The sequence below is a fragment of the Angustibacter sp. Root456 genome, from assembly GCF_001426435.1.
GTDB lineage: Bacteria > Actinomycetota > Actinomycetes > Actinomycetales > Angustibacteraceae > Angustibacter.
The window spans coordinates 171463-190324 of sequence record NZ_LMER01000019.1; the positions used below are offsets into that span (position 1 = coordinate 171463).

At 71.1% G+C, this 18862-nt stretch carries 16 protein-coding genes and 1 riboswitch; of the genes, 12 read left to right on the forward strand and 4 right to left on the reverse strand.

All coding sequences use genetic code 11. The features are described from left to right. Nucleotides 1-30: 30 nt before the first annotated feature. Nucleotides 31-924, reverse strand: a complete 894-nt coding sequence (locus ASD06_RS14210; RefSeq protein ID WP_157371723.1) for a hypothetical protein — start codon at nt 922-924, stop codon at nt 31-33. A 332-nt stretch (nt 925-1256) separates the two neighbouring features. After that, a riboswitch (cyclic di-GMP riboswitch) is annotated at nt 1257-1331 on the forward strand. A 31-nt stretch (nt 1332-1362) separates the two neighbouring features. Between ASD06_RS14210 and ASD06_RS14215 the strand changes: the two genes are divergently transcribed. The 5 genes from ASD06_RS14215 (at nt 1363) to ASD06_RS14235 (ending at nt 8720) form a co-directional block, all read left to right on the forward strand. Then, the gene (locus ASD06_RS14215; protein WP_255354500.1) at nt 1363-1719 is read left to right on the forward strand and encodes a response regulator; all 357 of its coding nucleotides are present in this window, start codon (nt 1363-1365) and stop codon (nt 1717-1719) included. Beyond that, complete coding sequence (locus ASD06_RS14220; RefSeq protein WP_162248086.1) at nt 1712-3397, forward strand: nitrogen regulation protein NR(II); 1686 nt, start codon at nt 1712-1714, stop codon at nt 3395-3397. Before ASD06_RS14215 ends, ASD06_RS14220 begins: the two co-directional genes overlap by 8 nt. Beyond that, entirely contained in the window at nt 3394-4614 is a 1221-nt protein-coding gene (locus ASD06_RS14225; RefSeq protein WP_056679011.1) for an HD domain-containing phosphohydrolase, read from the forward strand. Before ASD06_RS14220 ends, ASD06_RS14225 begins: the two co-directional genes overlap by 4 nt. A gap of 218 nt (nt 4615-4832) precedes the next feature. Continuing rightward, nucleotides 4833-6323, forward strand: a complete 1491-nt coding sequence (locus ASD06_RS14230) for a S8 family serine peptidase (protein ID WP_162248087.1) — start codon at nt 4833-4835, stop codon at nt 6321-6323. A gap of 117 nt (nt 6324-6440) precedes the next feature. Then, nucleotides 6441-8720 (forward strand): ATP-binding protein, encoded by a 2280-nt coding sequence (locus ASD06_RS14235; RefSeq protein ID WP_056679016.1) that lies wholly within the window; start codon nt 6441-6443, stop codon nt 8718-8720. Here the strand turns inward: ASD06_RS14235 and ASD06_RS14240 are convergent. The 3 genes from ASD06_RS14240 to ASD06_RS14250 form a co-directional block, all read right to left on the reverse strand. After that, a complete protein-coding gene (locus ASD06_RS14240; protein ID WP_157371725.1) occupies nt 8698-9708 on the reverse strand; it encodes a sensor domain-containing diguanylate cyclase in 1011 nt (336 codons plus the stop codon). The two genes, ASD06_RS14235 and ASD06_RS14240, sit on opposite strands and share 23 nt — an antisense overlap. A 77-nt stretch (nt 9709-9785) precedes the next feature. Then, the gene (locus ASD06_RS14245; protein WP_162248088.1) at nt 9786-11840 is read right to left on the reverse strand and encodes a bifunctional diguanylate cyclase/phosphodiesterase; all 2055 of its coding nucleotides are present in this window, start codon (nt 11838-11840) and stop codon (nt 9786-9788) included. A 196-nt stretch (nt 11841-12036) separates the two neighbouring features. Continuing rightward, the gene (locus ASD06_RS14250) at nt 12037-12942 is read right to left on the reverse strand and encodes a LysR family transcriptional regulator (RefSeq protein ID WP_056679025.1); all 906 of its coding nucleotides are present in this window, start codon (nt 12940-12942) and stop codon (nt 12037-12039) included. 103 nt (nt 12943-13045) lie between these two features. Here ASD06_RS14250 and ASD06_RS14255 point away from each other — a divergent pair, with 103 nt between their 5' ends. From ASD06_RS14255 to ASD06_RS14285, 7 genes are read left to right on the forward strand one after another with little or no spacing between them, the layout of a single operon-like run. Next, the gene (locus ASD06_RS14255) at nt 13046-13969 is read left to right on the forward strand and encodes a pseudouridine-5'-phosphate glycosidase (protein ID WP_056679028.1); all 924 of its coding nucleotides are present in this window, start codon (nt 13046-13048) and stop codon (nt 13967-13969) included. Continuing rightward, complete coding sequence (locus ASD06_RS14260) at nt 13969-14853, forward strand: carbohydrate kinase family protein (RefSeq protein ID WP_056679030.1); 885 nt, start codon at nt 13969-13971, stop codon at nt 14851-14853. Before ASD06_RS14255 ends, ASD06_RS14260 begins: the two co-directional genes overlap by 1 nt. 43 nt (nt 14854-14896) lie before the next feature. Beyond that, complete coding sequence (locus ASD06_RS14265) at nt 14897-15808, forward strand: ABC transporter ATP-binding protein (RefSeq protein ID WP_056679034.1); 912 nt, start codon at nt 14897-14899, stop codon at nt 15806-15808. Beyond that, on the forward strand, nt 15805-17403 hold the full coding sequence (locus tag ASD06_RS14270; protein WP_056679037.1) for an ABC transporter permease: 1599 nt from the start codon (nt 15805-15807) through the stop codon (nt 17401-17403). Before ASD06_RS14265 ends, ASD06_RS14270 begins: the two co-directional genes overlap by 4 nt. Then, nucleotides 17390-17755, forward strand: coding sequence for a DUF4234 domain-containing protein (locus tag ASD06_RS14275; RefSeq protein WP_200942225.1), 366 nt, complete (start codon nt 17390-17392; stop codon nt 17753-17755). Before ASD06_RS14270 ends, ASD06_RS14275 begins: the two co-directional genes overlap by 14 nt. Nucleotides 17756-17806: 51 nt before the next feature. After that, on the forward strand, nt 17807-18547 hold the full coding sequence (locus ASD06_RS14280) for a dienelactone hydrolase family protein (protein WP_056679042.1): 741 nt from the start codon (nt 17807-17809) through the stop codon (nt 18545-18547). A gap of 22 nt (nt 18548-18569) precedes the next feature. After that, nucleotides 18570-18833 (forward strand): DUF6295 family protein, encoded by a 264-nt coding sequence (locus ASD06_RS14285; protein ID WP_056679045.1) that lies wholly within the window; start codon nt 18570-18572, stop codon nt 18831-18833. Nucleotides 18834-18862: the final 29 nt, after the last annotated feature.

The following is an 18862-nucleotide window of genomic DNA, read 5'->3' on the forward strand; positions in this document are numbered from 1 at the left end:
CCACCACGCGGTCCGGATCAGCCGACGCTGTCAGGGCTCCAAGCACTCCGGGATGGAGTCGGTGTGGCCCCAGGGCCGCTCGGTGCGGCCCCGCGGGTCGTAGATCTTGACGTGGTCGACCGTCGTGAACTGCCGCAGGGACGGCATGATCTCGCCGGCGATGGTCACCGTCGACCCGCCGCTGCTGCACCCGCCGGTGAGCTGCACGCGCGCGATGCCGTCGCTGATCCGCAGCCTGGTGAAGCCGGTGGCCTTGGACGTCAGCCGCCGCAGGCCGAGCGCGTACTCGTGCGCGGTGGGTCCGGCGAAGGTGCGGTCCATGACACCGGTCGCCGGCGTCCACGGCCGCACCGGTCGCAGCACCGGCGTGAAGAAGGGCTCGGTGTTGGCGAGGTATCGGCGCTGGTTGAAGAACCAGACCTTCTTCCAGACGGTGCGCAAGGTCGACCGGACGTCGATCACCAGGCGGTCGGGGTGGCGGAGCGTGAAGACGTGGAACGAGTCCTTCTTGGCCAGGCCGATCCCGTACGTCGTCACCGCCTCGAAGTCTCCCGCGCGCACGACGGTCATGACGTTGGGCAGGGCGAAGGCGACCCTGGCCGGTGCCGTGGAGACGCCCGCAGCCGTGTGCGCGTTGGTCGGGGACATCGTGACTGCGAGGACGGCTCGTCCGGCGACGGGCACGACCTTGTCCGACGGGTCGGCCCGCAGGGAGCTGACGTAGCGCACCCAGTGGCGTGACGGGACGCCACCGGTGAAGTCGAAGACGACCCGGTCGTAGGTCGGGTGGTGCGCGGCTCGGATCCCGACGAGGGTGGGGATCCGTGGAGCGGCGGCGGTCGCCGTCCCGGTGCCGGCGAGGGCGGCTGGCGCGACCAGCGCCGCAGACAACAGCAGACGCACGAACACGCGTGCACGTCCCATGGTGATCACCTCGGAGAAGACGAACGAGCTGACTGGGCGAGAGTCCACCCGCGCCGGGTGCGAGCGGTAGGGCCAGAGGTCCGTGGTGTGCGAGTAGCGTCGCCGCGCGTGGACGCCGGCCCGACCTGCGCGGCGTCCACGACGTCGAGGTGACGAACCACCGCGTGCCGTGCCTGGTCGACACCGTCCCGCGAGCTCGTGGCCCAGCTCCACGCGCCAAGCGTCGTCTGCTTTGACGAAGGACACCGAGCCGCCAATCGGGGGTATTGGCTGCGGACTGCTCAGATGCCGCCGTCGGGCTCCGATATCGTCATCGACGCGAGCGCAGTGCTCGACGACAAAGGCAAACCCGTCGTGAGGCGGGGACGCAAAGCCACGGGACCCTCGCGGTCAGCCGGGCTACCGAACAGGGAGTACGGCGTGGCTGCAGTTCTTGTAGTGGACGACGACCCAGCCGTCCGGGAGTTCGTGGGCGACCTGCTGGACCTTGAAGGTCATGAGGTCCGGTTCGCCGCTGATGGTCGCGAAGCCCTGGCCTCCGTGCGTGCGCAGCGTCCGGACTGCGTGCTGCTGGACGTGATGATGCCGGGCATGAGCGGGCACGAGGTGCTCGCCGAGCTGCGGCTCGCTGATGGCGGTGCGGATCTGCCCGTCGTGATCCTGACCGCCCTCGCCGACGAGGCTCAGACCTGGCAGGGCTGGAGCGCCGGGGCTGACTACGTGCTGGGCAAGCCGTTCGACTCCGAGCAGCTGCTGCAGGTGCTCGCCTACCTGGCAGATGCCGATCATGAGTGACCTGGCGACGGCGCCCCCGGAAGCTACGAGGCTGCCCGGTCGCGCCAGCCTCCCGTGGTCGCTGGGGGACACCGACGACGAGACGCGCCGGCTGCGGGCGCTGGCCCGGTACGCGATCCTCGACACGCCACGTGACGCGACCTTCGACGACCTCGTGGGCGTGGCGGTGCAGCTCACCGGCTGCCAGGTGGCGGCCATCGGCTTCTACGACGCGGCGCGCGTGTGGTTCAAAGCCGCGGTCGGTCTCGATGCACAGGAGTGCCCCCGCGACGTGCGCGTCAGCGATCCCCTCACCATCCGGTGGTTCGAGGCGGTCGAGTCCGGGACGTTCGTCAGCGTGCCGTGTGTCACGAGCGACGGATACACCTTGGGTTGCCTCGTCGTCGCCGACCCGCAGCCCAAGCAGCTGTCGATTGCGGCGCGCGTGAGCCTCGCAGCCCTGGCCCGACAGGTCGTGCACCTGCTCGAGCTGCGCCGGACGCTGCTGTCGTACCACACGGTCGTTGACGGCGTCGGCAACGTCGTCTTCCACATCGACGAGCAGGGCCGGCTCGTGTCCGTCACCCCGACCTGGGCCAAGCTCACTGGCTTCGGCGTGGTCCGCTCGCTCGGGCGCGCACTGAGTGACTTCGTGCACGAGGACGACCGTGACCGGTTCACCGAACAGCTCGGTGCCGGCCAGAGCGGTCAGACGCCGCCTGTGGTGCTGTGCCGACTGCTCCGTCTCGGTGGCGCCGACGTGCCGGTCGAGATCGTGGCGCGCGGCCTGGTCGACGAAGGCGGCCGACACCTCGGGTTGGTCGGCGTCATCGCCGACATCACCGAACGCCAAGCCCGGGAGGTGGAGGCCCAGCACCTTCAGAAGCTGGAGGCGCTCGGGCGCCTCTCGGCCGGGCTGGCGCACGAGATCAACACACCGATCCAGTTCGTCGGTGACAACGCGAGGTTCCTCGCGGAGTCCTACCAGACGATGCTCAAGCTGCTGCTGACCTACCGCAAGGTGCTGGATGTGGAGTCCGGTGCCATCCCGTGGTGGGAACGGCAGGAGCTCATCCAACAGGCCGAGCGGGAGGCCGACGTCGACTACCTCGCTGAGGAGGTGCCGGCTGCCGTCGAGCAGAGCCTGGAGGGGGTCGAGCGGGTGGCCTCGCTGGTTCGCGCCATGAAGACGTTCAGCCACCCGGGAACCACGGAGAAGGCGCCGGCGGACCTCAACGAGGCCCTGCGCGCGACGATGACCGTTGCGCGCAACCAGGTCAAGTACATCGCCGACGAGGTGCTGGACCTCGGCGACATCCCCCTGGTGGTCTGCAACATCGCAGACCTGAACCAGGTGTTCCTCAACATGGTCATCAACGCGGCCGACGCCATCGAGGAGACCGGGGAACGCGGAGCCATCACGATCACGAGCTGCCTGCAGGACGGCCAGGTGGCCGTCTCCGTGAGTGACACCGGGGCCGGAATCCCAGAACCGCTGCAGCTCAAGATCTTCGAGCCCTTCTTCACCACCAAGGACGTCGGTCGCGGAACCGGCCAGGGCCTGGCCCTGGCCAGAGCTGTCGTCCACGACCAGCACGGGGGGTCGATCACCGTCCGCTCGCGCGTGGGCGCCGGTACGACCATCACCATCCATCTGCCGATCGAGCCACCATCCGACGAACTGGGGAGCGCGTCATGATCCAGACTGCTGAGGCCCACGCCAAGACCTATGAGCTTCCTCAGCTGCCACGGGTCCTCCTCGTGGACGACGAGATCGCCATCGTCGACGCACTCCGTCGTCAGCTGCGTCGCCAGTTCGACGTCACCACCGCGACGAGCGGAGCCGCCGCTCTGGAGATCCTCGCCGACAGCGACCCGTTCGCAGTCGTGCTGTCGGACATGCGGATGCCCGGGATGGACGGCGCGACGTTCTTGGCCCGGGTCCGCGAGCAGTACCCCGACACCGTGCGCATGCTGCTGACCGGCCAGGCCGACATGCAGTCGGCCATCGCGGCTATCAACGACGGGCAGATCTACCGGTTCCTGTCCAAGCCATGCCCCACCGATGCCCTGACCACCGCACTGAACGACGGTTCGGCCCTGCACCAGCAGATCACCGCAGAGAAGGACGTGCTGGAGCGCACCTTGCGCAGCGCCGTCCAGTCGCTCGTCGACGTGTTGGCGCTGGCCAACCCGGACGCCTTCAGCCGCGCCGTGCGCGTATCGCATCTGGTGGGCCACCTGTGCGAGCTCATGGAGATCCCGGTCGACTGGGAGCTCCAGGTCAGTGGGCTGCTCGGCCAGCTCGGCGCCGTCACGGTCCCGCTGCCGGTGCTCGAGAAGATCGACTCGGGTCTGCTGCTCAACGTCGACGAGCAGAAGATGGTCGACGCCATCCCAGGGATGAGCCAGAACCTCATCGCATCGATCCCCCGACTGGAACGTCTCGCCGCAGCCCTCGGTCAGCAGCGGCTGCGCTACGACGGCCGTGGCACGCCGGTAGGGGAGCCGGTCGGTGAGGCCATCCCGTTCGCCGCGCGGCTGCTGAGGTTCGTCGTCGACGTCGACACCATGCGCACGCAGCGCCTTCCCGCCGCTGCGGCCCTGGACCGCATGCGCAAGGACGCTGGTGCCTACGACCCGCGCCTGCTCGGGGTCTGGGAGCGCACCCACGAACAGAGCAGCGACGCCCCCGAGTGCGTACCCATCACGGTCGACTTCGACCAGCTGGAACCAGGCATGGTCCTGGTCGAGGACGTGCTGAGCGGAAGCGGCGTCGTGCTGCTCGGCCGAGGCAGCACCGTCACCGAGGCGTTGTTGCAGCGCCTGCGCAACCACGTCAGACACAGCGGTGTCAGCGGACCCATCGTCGTGAGCAGCCGGCTCGCGGCCCGAACCAAGGGAGCGGACTCATGATGCGCAGACAGCTCACGGGGTCAGACCGTCCCCGGCGCAGAAGAGCCGTCGCTGCCGGCGCGTTGCTCGCGCTGGCCGCAGCCGGCGTCAGCACGGGCACCGCGACGACCTCCACCGCTGCGGTTGCGCGTGCGGGTGGGTGGACGCGTGTCGTCGTCACTGGGCCGAGCACCGACCTGGTCGCCCGCGAGGTCCGTGATGCAGGTGGACGCGTCAGCGTGGCCCTTCCGATCGTCAGCGGGGTCGTGGCCGAGGTGCCGAGGGCGTTCGTCGCGCCGGCCGGACTCCTCGTGACCGCCGACCGCCCGGCGCGGTTCACCTCCGCCTCAGGCGGTGACGACGGGCCAACCAGCACCGTCCGTCAGACGCTGGGACTCGACACGACCGGCCAGGAGGGCGCGGGCGTCACCGTCGCGCTGGTCGACACGGGCGTCGCGGACGTCCCTGACTTGGCCGGTCGGCTCGAGCACGTCGACCTGACTGGAACCGGCGTTGGCGACGGGTACGGGCACGGCACCTTCCTGGCTGGTCTGCTCGCCGGTTCAGGTGCCGCTTCGGGAGGCCGCTACCAGGGCGTGGCGCCAGCCGCTCGCGTCCTGGACGTGAAGGTGGCAGCCGCCGACGGCACGACGAGCCTGAGTCTGGTGCTTCGCGGCCTCCAGGAGGTCGCCAAGCGCAGCCGCACCGAGCCGATCAAGGTGGTCAACCTGTCGCTGGCCTCCGGCAGTCCGTTGCCGTACCAGGTCGACCCGCTGGACCAGGCACTTCGGGTGCTGTGGCACCAGGGCATCACCGTGGTCGTCGCTGCCGGCAACGACGGCCCGCAACCTGGCACCATCGACGCTCCTGGCAACGACCCCACGTTGATCACCGTGGGGGGAGTGGACGAGAACGGCACGGCGGCACACGCCGACGACAGCATCGCGTCCTGGTCCGGGCGGGGCCCGACCAGCCAGGGTCTGGCCAAGCCGGACCTGGCCGCCCCCGGTGCGCACCTCGTGGGCCTGCGATCTGAGGGGAGCGTCATCGACGCCGCCCACCCGCAGTCGCGTGTCGGCGACCGCTACTTCCGAGGGTCCGGCACGTCGATGGCGGCCGCCGTCGCCTCCGGCGCAGTGGCGAACCTCCTGTCCCGCCGAACCAACCTGACGCCAGCGCAGGTGAAGGGACTGCTGATCTCGACGGCCTACCAGGCCGCGGCCCTGACCGCTGAGCGGGGCGCTGGCGCCGGCGGCCTCGACCTGGCTGGTGCACTGGCAGAGCGGGGTCTCGGCTCTGCGGCGGGTTCCCAACGTCCCTCGACCTCACCGGCACCTGGCGATCCCAAGCTGTGGGCCGCGGTCTCGGCGGCGTTCGCCCGGGGAGACCGCGATGCCGCTGCCGCGGCGTGGGACGATCTGTCGCCAGCTGCTCGCTCGTGGGCCGCTCGTTCGTGGGCGAACCTCGACCCCGTGGCCCGCTCGTGGGCGGCACGTTCGTGGGCCGCCCGTTCCTGGGCGGGTGCCGATGCGCAGAGCAGCGAGTGGGCCGCACGTTCGTGGGCCGCGCGATCGTGGGCCGGTGAGGACTGGACGGCTCGCTCCTGGGCCGCACGATCGTGGGCCGGGGACGACTGGGCCGCGCGATCGTGGGCCGGGGACGACTGGGCCGCGCGGTCCTGGGCTGCCGACGACTGGGCGGCCCGTTCCTGGGCCGCCACCTGGCGCTGAGGTCAGACTCGGGAGCCAGGGGGAATCACCGTGGCGGTAATGGATCCTCCCAGGGGCCAAGCGCAGCCGCGCTCGGCCCCTGGGAGGCGGGGCCGATGGCAGACGAGGGGGTCGACGGTGTTCACGCCGCTGAATCGCGTCGTGATGCTCGCGGTCACCGGCGGCGTGGCGAGCACGGGCGTCCTGCACTGGCTGACGATGCGGGCGCCGGCCTGGCACGATGCGCCATACGCCTTGTCGTGGCTGTCTTCGCCGTGGCTCGCGGCCGTGCTGCTGGTCTTGACCACGGCGTCGGAGCTGATCGCCGTTCGGCTTCGCCACGACGATGCCGTCGAGGAGCTGACACTGCTCGATGCGGTCGTGCTCCTGAACGTGCTGCTGCTGCCGGCGACGGTCGCGGTGTACACGACGCTGGCCGGGCTGCTCGCCGCGTACCTGCTGCGGCGCCGCGCGCCGATCAAGGTGCTGTTCAACCTGGGTACCTACGCCTCAGCCTGTTCCGTCACCGCGGTCACCATCCACGTGTTCGCCGCGGGCTCAGGCGACTTCGGCGTGACCCTGCTCGTCGCGGTTGCTGCCGGAGCCACCGGGTTCGTTGCGGTCAACCTCGTCCACATCGCGTGGCTGCTGTCCGTGATCAGTGGGACCGCGCCACTGCGCGTGCTGCGCGAGGACGCCCAGCTCTCGGCCCTGACGATGCTTGGCACGGTGGCCCTGACCCTCACCGTGCTGGCCATGGCCGCCTCGACCCCGGTGCTGTTGCCGTGTGCCGTACTGCCGGCCCTCGCCCTGACGTACTCCTACCGGGCCTCGGCCGAGCGGCATGAAGAACATCGCCGGTCCGCTCGGGTTCTGGAGTTCTCCCAGGTGCTCGCCTCCGGGCCGACGCGCGGGCTGGCTGCCGGGGCGTTCCTGCGGCTGGTCAGCGAGGAGTTCCAGACCGACTGGGCCGCAGTGGTTCTCCACGACGGGACGGCGTTCCATCTCAACGCCGGGGACGGCGAGGTCCAGCAGATGCCGGCGCGTCAGCTGCCGTCCTGGCTCCAGCAGCCTGCCGGATCAACGGGGTTGCGCCGATCGGCGCTCCCGCTCGGCTGGGGCTCGGCTCTGGACGCACCGCTGATCGCGGAGGGGCGGCACCTCGGTCGGGTCACCCTGGGGGCTCGTCAGCGCGCTGCCTTGAAGGACCGCGACGTCACCGCCTTGAGTCCGCTGGCCGGTTCCTTGGCGGTGGCGCTACGCAACGCCGAGCAGATGGAGCAGCTCGAGACCGAGACCAGCAAGCTGCGGGCGGTGGTCGAGCAGTCCGGTGACGGGATCGTGGTCGTCGACGGCGCCGGCGTCGTGCAGCTGTGGAGCCCGGCGATGGCCCAGGCCACGGGGATCGCACAGCACGAGGCTTTGGGCCGTCTGCTCGACGCGGTGCTGGCCGGGGAGGACGGCGACGGCGCCCCGGTGCGCCCGTTCTCGGATGCATTGGACAGGTTGACGCCGGCGACTCCCGGCACGCTGGTCGACGTCCACCTGGTGCGAAGCGACGGGGAGCGCAGGACCCTGCGACTCTCCCACGCCGCGGTGTTCGACGACGCAGGGTTGGTCCGGGACGTCATCATCGCCCGCGACCTCACCACCGAGTGGCGGATCGAGCGGATGAAGGGTGACTTCGTGGCGACGGTTACCCACGAGCTGCGCACGCCGCTGACTCCGATCAAGGGGTACGCAGAACTGTTGCGTCGCAAGGGTGACGCGATCCCCCAGGAGAAGCGCACGCGCGCTCTCGACGTCATCATCGACCGAGCCGACCACCTGGGCCGGCTGATGGAAGACCTGCTGTTGGCCTCGGACATCACCGCGCGGAACGAGCCGCAGCGCGCGGTGGTGCAAGGTGAGGCGGACCTGGTGGGACTAGCTTCCCGGGCTCTCGAGGACTTCGCGGCCTCACGTGACCGGTTGACCTTCGAGACCGACAGCGAGCAGCTGCAGGTCTCGTGCGACCCCGCGCGCGTCATCCAGGTGACAGCGAACCTCATCTCCAACGCCTTGAAGTACTCACCGGCGGATGCTCGCGTCACGGTCAGCGTCGAGACGCTGACCGGCGGCGGGTGCATCCGCGTGACCGACCACGGGCTCGGCATCCCGCAGTCGGAGCTGGAGCGCGTCTTCGACAAGTTCCACCGGGTCGAGGACCCCATGGTGATGTCGACGGGCGGCACCGGGCTCGGGCTCTACATCGCTCGGCACCTGGCCGAGGCGATGGGCGGCGCGCTGACGGTGCAGTCCACGTTGGGGGACGGATCGACCTTCACGTTCCGGCTGCCAGCCACGGCCTTGGACCCGATGGCCGAGATGGCCCCACCAGCCGCGGCCGCCGCAGTCAGTTCGCCTGCGACTGCCTGACCACCGGTCCGGTCAGATTCGGCACCGGGCCGGCCCCGCGCACCCATGCTGAACCGGCGATTCGCTTGGCGCGGTACATCGCCGCGTCCGCCGCACGCATGAGGTCCGTGGGGGCGTCATCGGCGTTGTCGGTGACGGTGATGCCGATACTCGCCCCGAGGTCGACGGCGGTCCCGTTGAGTATCCACGGTTCGTCGACGATGGCCACGACGCGTTCCGCGATCGCGTCGGCGCACTCAGGAGTGGCCAGGTTGTCACACACGGCGGCAAACTCGTCACCGCCGAGTCGGGCGATCGTGTCGGTCGACCGGAAGGCGCTCGTCAGGCGGAGGGCGAGGCCCTGGAGGGCCCGGTCGCCGGCCTCGTGTCCCATCGAGTCGTTGAGCGCCTTGAAGCCGTCGACGTCGAGGAACATGACGGCGACGAGCCCGGGCTGACCTTCGAGCCGTCTCAGGGAGTGACCCAGCCGGTCCAGGAACAGCGTTCGGTTGGGCAGACCAGTCAGGACGTCGGTGCGCGCTGTGCGGCGCAGCCGCAAGACGGACGACGTCAGCTGCGCTTGATAGAGAAGGAGCTCCATCTCCTGGGCGGTGAACTGCCTCGGATGGTCGTCGAAGATGGACACCGTTCCGAGGACGAACCCGTCGTCGACCAGCGGTACGCCCGCGTAGGCGCCGACCATGCCGTCCACGACCAGAGGATTCTCGGCGTAGACCGGGTGCGCGCGCGCGTCGGTGATCTGAAGTGGCGAACGCGTGTTGACCACCTCAGCGCAGAAGGACAACGCGTCGGGGACGGTGGTGCAGGGTGCGCCAACACCGACTTCGGCCGGGTAGGTCTGAGTGTTCTGCGTGACCAGGTCAACGACGGCGATCGGCACCGAGCACGCGATCCGCAGCGTGGCGACGACCGCATCCAGCTCGGGGTCTCCGAGGTGGCCGTGCATCTCGGTACGGGCCACCGCAGCGAGTCGTTCCGGATTGTCCACGCCACCCACGGCTGGTATCGCCGCCTGCCGCGCAGGCGCCGACGTATCCAGGCGGCTGAGACTGCCGAGGTCGGTGTTCAGCAGGACGGTCCACCTGCTGCGTGAGCACTCGGCGACGTGCCGGTCAGGGGCAGCGAGGTGACCAGGTCGTGTGCGGTCATGGGGCGGGCGAACAGGAAGCCTTGGGCGTTGGTGCACCCCAGCTCGGTCACGGCCGCGCGCTGCTCGGCGGTCTCGATACCTTCGGCGACGGTGGCCATCCCGAGCGAGTCGGCGATCTGGGTCACGGCCGAGATGATGGTTCGCGCGACGTCGGTGGCGGCGCTGATGGTGCCGAGGTCCTTGACCAGCGACCGATCGATCTTGATCACGTCGACGGGGAGGCTGGCCAGCTGTCCGAGTGAGGAGTAGCCGGAGCCGAAGTCGTCCATGGCGACGCGGACGCCGAGCTCTCGGAGGGCGCAGAGCTGCGCTGCGCTGCGCTCGGGGTCTCGGGCGACGTCGGTCTCGGTGAGCTCGATGATGAGCTGCTCCGGGCGGACCTGGGCCACGCCGAGGGCCTCGCTGACGTCGTCGAACAGGGTGCCCAGGCTGAGGTGCTGCGCGGCGATGTTCACCGCGACCGCCACCTCGAGTCCCTGGCGAGACCACTGCGCCACCTGGCGCAGCGCCTCGGCCAGCAGCCAGCGACTGATGGGCACGATGACGCCGGTCTCCTCGGCCAGCTCGATGAACGACCCGGGGAACAGCAGTCCGCGTTCGGGGTGGTTCCACCGCATCAGCGCCTCGACCTCGCACACCGCCCCGCTGTCGAGGCAGATGATGGGCTGGTAGTGCAGGAACAGCTCTCCGCGGGTCACGGCCATCCGCAGGCCGGCGGCCAGTGCGAGCCGGTCGTGGGCGGACTCACCGAGGGCGGGTGAGAACACCTGGCTACGGTCGCGGCCACGGGCTTTGGCTGTGTACATCGCGACGTCGGCGTCGCGAAGCAGGTCTTCGGGTCGCCCGCCCGTGACGCGGGACAGGGCGATGCCGATGCTGGCGGCCGTCGGTAGGTGCATGCTGGCGATGTCGAACGGTTTGGCCAGGGATGCGCGGATGCGGTCTGCGAGCGCGGTTGCTGCGTCGCCGTCGCAGTCCGGCGCGACGAGGACGAATTCGTCGCCGCCCACTCGGGCGACGACGTCGGACTCGCACGCCACTGCGGACAGGCGGGTTGCGACGTCACGCAGCAAGGCATCGCCGACGTCGTGTCCGAGGCTGTCGTTGACGTTCTTGAACCCGTCCAGGTCGACCAGCAGCACGGCTACCCCCGTGGCGTCGTCCTGCCCGGTCATCGCCTCGGCGAGGATCTGGAGCAGCCGGCGGCGGTTGGGCAGACCGGTCAGGTCGTCGTGGTGTGCCTGGTGGCGCAATCGGCGTTCGGAGAGCACTCGAGAGGTGATGTCGGTGTGGCTGACGATCACGCCCTCGTGGTCCAGCAGCGGCACAGCGTGCACGGCGAACCACCGCTCGGCGTCTGGGGTGGAGCACTCGTAGTCGTAGGAGAACGATGCCCGGGCTCCGCCGGCCACCTCCTTCAGCCCCATGATCACCGCGGCCGCATCGCGGTCGCCGGCGTCGGCCGCGCGCTGGCACACCTGGAGGTAGTTGACGCCAGTGCTCCACGACGCAGCATCCAGGCCGGCCGCAGCGCCGAACGCGTCCCACGGCATGTTGGTGCTCGTGATCGTGCCGCCTGAGTCCAGGACGGCGGTGTGTGCGGGCAAGGAGTCCAGGATGGCTCGGGTCAGCTGGGCGTGAGCCTCCTGCTGCCTGCGCAGCCGCCGGTCGTCGTTCACGTCTCGGAAGAAGACGACCAGACCGTTGTGGTCGGGGAAGGCCCGCACCTCGAACGTCGTGTCCAGCGGGGCGTAGGACTCGTCGAACGTGACCGCGACGCCAGTGCGCACGGCGCGGTGGTACTCGCTGCCGAACTTCTGCTCGACCGCGAGGGGGAACTCGTCCCAGATGTTGAGCCCGGGCAGCTCGCCCGGGCCCCGGCCCAAGAACCGCTCGGCCGCGGCGTTGAGGTAGGTGAACCGCCAGTCCCGATCGAGGATGAACACGCCGTCGGAGGTGGTCTCCAACACGGTCCTGGCCTGGTCGGTCAGCAGTGAGCCCACCTGCGTGGCCGCTGCGGAAACGGACATCAACGCTCCTGCGTCCATGCTGTGTTCCTCAGCTTGGACCAAGCTGGGCTTGGTCGACGGTGGGGCTCTATGGGCGACCGCACCTCACACGTGCTGTCGCCACAGTGTTGTCGGCATCCGCGCACCCTTCCTTGACCTACAACGGCGTCGGGATCGGTGGATCAGTCAGCGCGCGGACCTGCCGGACGACCACCTCCGCTGCCGGTGGCAACGGCTCGACCCACGCGAGGTCGAGCGGCACGAAGGCGGGCGGGTCCAGGGGCGCCGCACGCACCCCGAGACCTTCGGAGACGGCGAAGTCACGCGGGCCGAGGGCGAAGGCGCGCCCCTCGCGCAGCAGGTAGGAGCGCGAGCCGCCCAGTCGCGAGGTGCCGGTCAGCAGCAGGGGATCCAAGCCGCGCGAGCGGCAGATCTCGAGCAGCGCGTCGTGGTAGACGGGGCTCTGCTCGCGGGGCCACAACAGCAACGGGACGTCGGTGAGCCGGCTCAGGTCCACCGCTGCGTCGCTCGCGCCGAGCACGCTCGAGGCGGCGATCACGAACAGCTCGTCCTGCCCGATCGTGCGGACCCTGCCGTGCGCAGGGGCCGCGACGTGGTGGCCGAGGCCGAGGTCCGCCGTCCCCTGGTCCAGAGCGGCGCTCACGCGTCCGGTCTCGACCTCCACGGCGGTGACGTCCACCGGCGGGTCGGTGCGTTCCAGGTGACTCAGCAACAGCGGCATGAGGTGGTTGACGACGCTCGGCGACGCGGCGACTCGCACCTCGCGGGTGCTGCGCCGCCGGGCGAGGCCCGCGGCGCGGTCGAGGTCGTCGAGGGCAGCGAGGACGCGCTCGGCCGCGTCCACCAGTGAGGCGCCTTCGGCCGTGAGGCTGGTCCCTCCGCTGGAGCGGTGGAACAGCTTCACCCCGAGCGTGCGCTCGAGTCGGGCGACCTCCTTGCTCACCGTCGGCTGCGACAGCCCCGTGCTCGCGGCCGCCCGCGCGAAGTGCAGCTCGCGCGCGAGCGCCCGGAACACCGCGAGCTGGCGCAGCGTGACGTCCATTCCAGAACGGTATCAACTCATGCCAAGATGATTCTCGACCGGAATGGTGCCGACGGCTAGCGTCAGGACGACGCCTTCCCACGACCGAAGCGAGGACACCACCGTGCCGACCACCGCCCCGATCCACGTCAGCGACGAAGTACGCGACGCGCTGTCGTCCGGAACCCCCGTTGTGGCGCTGGAGTCCACGATCTTCACCCATGGGTTGCCCCGCCCGTCCAACATCGAGGTCGCGCTCGAGGGCGAGGAGCTGATCCGGTCGGCCGGCGCCGTCCCGGCCACCATCGGCGTCCACCGGGGCACGCCTGTCGTCGGGCTCAGCCGCGAGCAGATCCACGAGCTCGGCTACGACGACACCGCCGACAAGGCCTCGATCCGAGAGCTTCCGCTCGCCGCGATCACGCAGAAGAACGCCGGGACGACGATCGCCGCCACTGCCTTCCTGGCCCGCAGCGCAGGCATCGACGTGTTCGCCACCGGCGGTCTCGGCGGCGTGCACCACGGCGCCGACAAGACGTTCGACGAGTCGGCCGACCTCATCGCCATGGCCCGCACGTCGATCGTGCTCATCAGCTCCGGCGCCAAGGCGATCCTCGACATCCCCGCCACCCTCGAGCGCTTCGAGACCCTGAGCGTCCCCGTCGTCGGCTACCGCACGAACCGCTACCCCGGCTTCTACGTCGTCGACTCCGGTCACGCGGTGAGCTCGCGCGTCGAGTCGCCGGACGACGTCGCCACCGTGCTGCTCGCCGCCCGCGCGCTCGGCCTCGGCAGCGGCGTGCTCGTCGCTAACCCCGTGCCGGAGGACGAGCAGCTGGACCCGGCCGAGCTCGACGGCGTCATCGAGGCCGCCTGGGCCGCAGCCGACCGCGACGGCGTCAGCGGCCAGGCGTCGACCCCCTACCTGCTCGACTACATCCGCCGGGCCACCGACGGGCGCAGCCTCAAGGCCAACGTCGCCTTGTACCGCAACAACATCCGGCTGGCCAGCGAGGTGGCGGCCGCACTGGTCGCCCGGCGCTCGTAGTGCTCGGGGTCATCGGCGACGTCGTGCAGGACGTCGTCGTCAGCCTGCTCGAGCCACCGCGCGAGGCCACCGACACCGCGTCCGAGATCGTGACGACGCGCGGCGGCTCGGCGGCGAACGTGGCGGCCTTCGCGGCGCCGCGGTACCCCACGCGGTTCATCGGAGCCGTCGGCGCCGACCTCACCGGGCAGGTGCTGCTCGCCGACCTCGCGGCGCGCGGCGTCGAGCACCGCGTGCAGGTCGTCGACGGTGCGCCCACCGGCATGATCGTGATCATGCTCGACGAGCGGGGTGAGCGCACGATGTACCCCTCGCGCGGGGCGAACTGCCTCATCGGCCCCATCGACCCGTCCTGGCTCGACGACCTCGAGCTGTTGCACGTCACCGGCTACTCGTTCCAGTCCGGGACGACGGCCGGCTCGGTGCTCGAGGCGGTCGAGGCCCACCGGGCGCGCGGTGGGCTGGTGTCGCTCGACGTCTCCTCGGCCGGCCTCATCGCCCACTACGGCGTGGACGCCTTCCTCGACCTGATCGAGCGCTGCCGCCCGGACCTGCTCTCGGCCAACGAGGAGGAAGGCCGGCTGCTCGGCCTGTTCGACGACGGCGCACCCGGGCCGTCGTCCCACCGCTTCTCGGGGTGCACCGTGCTGGCCCGCCACGGCGCCCTGGCCACCCGGGTCATCCGCGCAGGCCAGCTGCTCGCGACGGTGCCGGTGCCGCCGGTCGAGGGGGTCCGCGACCTGACGGGTGCCGGCGACGCCTTCAACGCGGGCTTCCTCACGGCCTACCTGCGCGATCGCGGCGACGTGGTGGCCGCGTGCGAGGCCGGCCACGCCCTGGCGGCACGAGTCGTGTGCAGCGTGGGAGCCAACGAAGCGCCGTAGCGAACGCGGGCGGACCGCCCGCTGACCGCAGTAGCGTCGCGGCATGGACGCCGCGATCGAGATCGCCGGACTGCACAAGTCCTTCGGCCGCACCCACGCCCTCGACGGGCTCGACCTCACCGTGCGACCCGGCGAGGTGCACGGCTTCCTCGGCCCCAACGGGGCGGGCAAGTCGACGACCATCCGCATCCTGCTCGGCCTGCTGCGCAAGGACTCCGGCAGCGTGCGGCTGCTCGGCGGGAACCCCTGGCGCGACGCCGCGACGCTCCACCGCCGCCTCGCCTACGTGCCAGGCGACGTGTCGCTGTGGCCCAACCTGTCCGGGGGCGAGGCGATCGACCTCATCGGGCGGCTGCGCGGCGGGGTCGACCCCGCCCGGCGGGACGCGCTGGTCGAGCGCTTCGACCTCGACCCGCGCAAGAAGGGACGCGCCTACTCCAAGGGCAACCGGCAGAAGGTCGCGCTGGTGGCCGCGCTCGCCGCCGACGTCGAGCTGCTGGTGCTGGACGAGCCGACGTCCGGGCTGGATCCCTTGATGGAGAACACTTTTCGCGAGGTCGTGGTCGAACGCGCCAGGGAGGGACGCACCGTGCTGCTCTCGAGCCACATCCTCTCGGAGGTCGAGGCGCTCTGCGACCGCGTGAGCATCGTCCGGCTCGGGCGCACCGTCGAGACGGGCACGCTCGCCGAGCTGCGGCACCTCACCCGGACGTCGGTCGACGCCGAGGTCGTGCGCGCGCCGGAGGGCCTCGCCGACCTGCCCGGCGTCCACGACGTCGAGGTGACGAACCATCGCGTGCGTTGCCTGGTCGACACCGCCCGGCTCGACCCGCTGCTCGGTCGGCTCACCGCGCTGGGCGTGCGGTCGCTCACCTGCCAGCCGCCGACGCTCGAGGAGCTCTTCGTCCGCCACTATGCCGTCGACGGCGAAGCTCGTGCCGAGGAACCTCGGTGAGCCGCCTCGCGGGTCTGGGTGCGCTGACGCGGCTCGCCCTGCGCCGCGACCGAGTGCTGGTGCCGGTGTGGGTGGCCGTGTTCGTCGCGGTGGCCGCGAGCTCGGCGTCCGCGACCGAGGGGCTGTACCCGACGCTGGCCGACCGGGTCCGGGCCGCTCGCGCGGCGAACGCCACACCCGCGCTGGTCGCCTTCTACGGCAAGGTCTACGACGAGACCAGCCTCGGCGGGATCGGCATGCTCAAGCTCACGACGCTCGGCGCCTTGCTGGTGGCCGTGCTGATGATCGTGCTCGTGGTCCGGCACACCCGCGGCGAGGAGGAGACGGGCCGGCTGGACGTCGTCGCCGCCGGCGTCGTGTCCCGGCCCAGCCCGCTCGTGGCGGCGCTCGGGCTGGCCCTCACCGCCAGCCTGGCCTTGGGGGCTCTCAGCGCTCTGGGCGTCATGGCGGCCGGGCTGCCCGGTGAGGGCTCGCTTGCGTTCGGCCTGACGTGGGCCGTGGCCGGCATCGAGTTCGCCGCCGTCGCCGCGGTCGCGGCTCAGCTGACCGAGAGTGCCCGTGCCGCAACGGGTCTGAGCGTCGGCTTCCTCGGCGCCGCGTTCCTGCTGCGGGCGGTGGGCGACTCGGCGCGGCCGGGCACGGTCACGTGGCTGAGCTGGCTGTCTCCGGTCGGGTGGGCGCAGCAGATCCGGCCGTTCGGCGGCGACCGCTGGTGGGTCGCGTTGCTGCCGTTGGGTTTCGCGGCCGTCCTGGCCGCGCTCGCGATCCTGCTGGTGGCGCGCAGGGACGTCGGAGCCGGGCTGCTGCGTCCGCGGCTCGGCCCCGTGACGGCAGCCCCGTCGCTGCGCAGCCCGCTGGCCCTCGCGTGGCGACTCAACCGGGCGGCGCTGCTGGGCTGGCTGGTCGCCTTCGCGGTGCTTGGTGGCGTGCTCGGCAGCATCGCGTCCGACGTCGGCTCGCTGCTCGACAGCCCGCAGGCCCGCGACCTCATCGTGCGGATGGGCGGCGCCGGCTCGCTCACCGACGCGTTCCTGGCCGCCGAGCTCGGCTTCGTGGCCGTGTTCGCGTCGGCGTACGGCATCCAGACGGCGCTGCGGCTGCGGGCCGAGGAGGTCGCCCAGCGGGCCGATCCGGTGCTAGCGGCGGCCGTGACGCGGATGCGCTGGACCGCCAGCCACGCGCTCGTCGCGCTGGCCGGCTCGTCGGCCCTCGTCGTCGTCGCCGGTGCAGCGGCGGGGCTCACCCACCGGCCGGGCGGCCAGGCGGTCGGGTCCGTCGTCGGCCGCCTCGTCGCAGCGGCGCTGGTGCAGCTGCCCGCGGTGTGGGTGCTGACCGCGCTCGCGCTGGCATTCGTCGGCCTCGTTCCGCGTGCGGCTGTCGGCGGCTGGGTCGCGCTCGTGCTCTGCGTCCTGCTGGGCGAGCTCGGGGCCGCGCTGCGGCTGCCGTCGCGCCTGCTCGACCTGTCGCCGTACACGCACGTCCCGCGGCTGCCTGGCGGCGAGGTGCTCTGGACGCCGCTGGGCTGGCTGACGGCCGTCGCTATGGCGCTCACCGCGGCAGCCTTCGTCGGTATGCGGCGCCGTGACGTCGAGTAGTCGCGCGCTGGGCCGGGTGCGCGGCACCGCGGTGGCGATGCTGCTGTACGTCATCACCTTCGGCATCTACGGGCTCTACTGGTACTTCGCCGTGCACGACGAGATGAAGCGGCACAAGGGTTCCGGGCTCGGCGGTGGCCTGGCGCTCGTGCTCGGGCTGTTCATCGGCTTCGTCATGCCGTTCCTCAGCTCGCAGGAGGTCGGCGAGCTCTACGAGCGCCGCGGATACGCGCGCCCGGTGAGCGGCGTGACCGGCCTGTGGATCTTCCTCCCGTTCGTCGGCGGCATCGTGTGGTTCGTCAAGACCAACGGCGCGCTGAACTCCTACTGGCGCAGCCAAGGCGCGGCGTAACCAATCGCGCCACGGTGGCCGATCCTCGGCGCGCAGGTAACGTGCCAGGACGTGGACGACACGATCATCGCCGGCAGCGCCACCATCACCGGCCACCAGACGGATCCCATCGAGGCGTACGTCGCGCGGCCGCAGCGTCCCGGGCCGCGCGGGGGAGTGGTGGTCATCCACCACATGCCCGGCTACGACACGGCGACGAAGGAGATCACCCGCCGCTTCGCCACGCTCGGGTACGACGCCGTGTGCCCGAACCTCTACTCCCGCGAGGCGCCGGGCGCCGACCCCGACGACGCCGCGGCCACGGCCCGCGCGCTCGGTGGCGTCCCTGACGACCCGCTCGTCGGCGACGTCGGTGGCGCGGCCGACTACCTGCGCTCGCTGGACTCCTCCAACGGCAAGGTCGGCGTGATCGGCTACTGCAGCGGGGGACGCCAGGCGTTCCTCGCGGGCGTCAGCCTGCCCGTCGACGCGGCGGTCGACTGCTACGGCGCGTTCGTCGTCGGGACGCCACCCGAGGGGCACCCGCTGCAGGTGCGTCCCCTCGTCGACCGCGCGCCCGACCTGCGCTGCCCGCTGCTCGGGCTCTTCGGCGCCGACGACCAGTACCCCTCGCCCGCGCAGGTCGAGGAGCTCGACGCCGCACTGCGCGACGCCGGCAAGGAGCACGAGTTCCACACCTTCGAGGGAGCAGGTCACGGCTTCTTCGCCGTCGACCGTCCCGGGTACCGGCCTGCGGCGGCGAGCGAGGGCTGGTCGCTCATCGGCGACTTCTTCGGCCGCCACCTGTCCTGAGAGCGTCCAGAGAGGCCCTGCCATGTGCACGTACGCCACCGAGTCCATCACCGTCGAGGGCAGCGGCAAGGGCGCCGCGGGCTGGTTCCCGGTGCGCACCGCGTCGGTCTACTTCGACCACCCGGTGCACGCCCAGCACGAGCACACGCTCAACATCGACTTCCTCGCGCCCGAACGCGGGCCGGGCGCGCGAGTCGCCGTCGAGCTGACGGCCGAGTCGGCGCGGGCGCTTGCCGCCGCCATCGGCGCGGCACTCGCGAGCGTCCCGCCCGAGCTCACCGCCTGACCCCTCCCGCCACTCCCTCTCCACCACTC

Bases quoted from the DNA above. Each gene is read 5' to 3' on its own strand.
- ASD06_RS14265 (WP_056679034.1), top strand. From the start codon at position 14,897: ATGGACGCCGCGATCGAGATCGCCGGACTGCACAAGTCCTTCGGCCGC.
- ASD06_RS14210 (WP_157371723.1), bottom strand. From the start codon at position 924: ATGGGACGTGCACGCGTGTTCGTGCGTCTGCTGTTGTCTGCGGCGCTG.
- ASD06_RS14250 (WP_056679025.1), bottom strand. From the start codon at position 12,942: ATGGACGTCACGCTGCGCCAGCTCGCGGTGTTCCGGGCGCTCGCGCGC.
- ASD06_RS14220 (WP_162248086.1), top strand. From the start codon at position 1,712: ATGAGTGACCTGGCGACGGCGCCCCCGGAAGCTACGAGGCTGCCCGGT.
- ASD06_RS14225 (WP_056679011.1), top strand. From the start codon at position 3,394: ATGATCCAGACTGCTGAGGCCCACGCCAAGACCTATGAGCTTCCTCAG.
- ASD06_RS14285 (WP_056679045.1), top strand. From the start codon at position 18,570: ATGTGCACGTACGCCACCGAGTCCATCACCGTCGAGGGCAGCGGCAAG.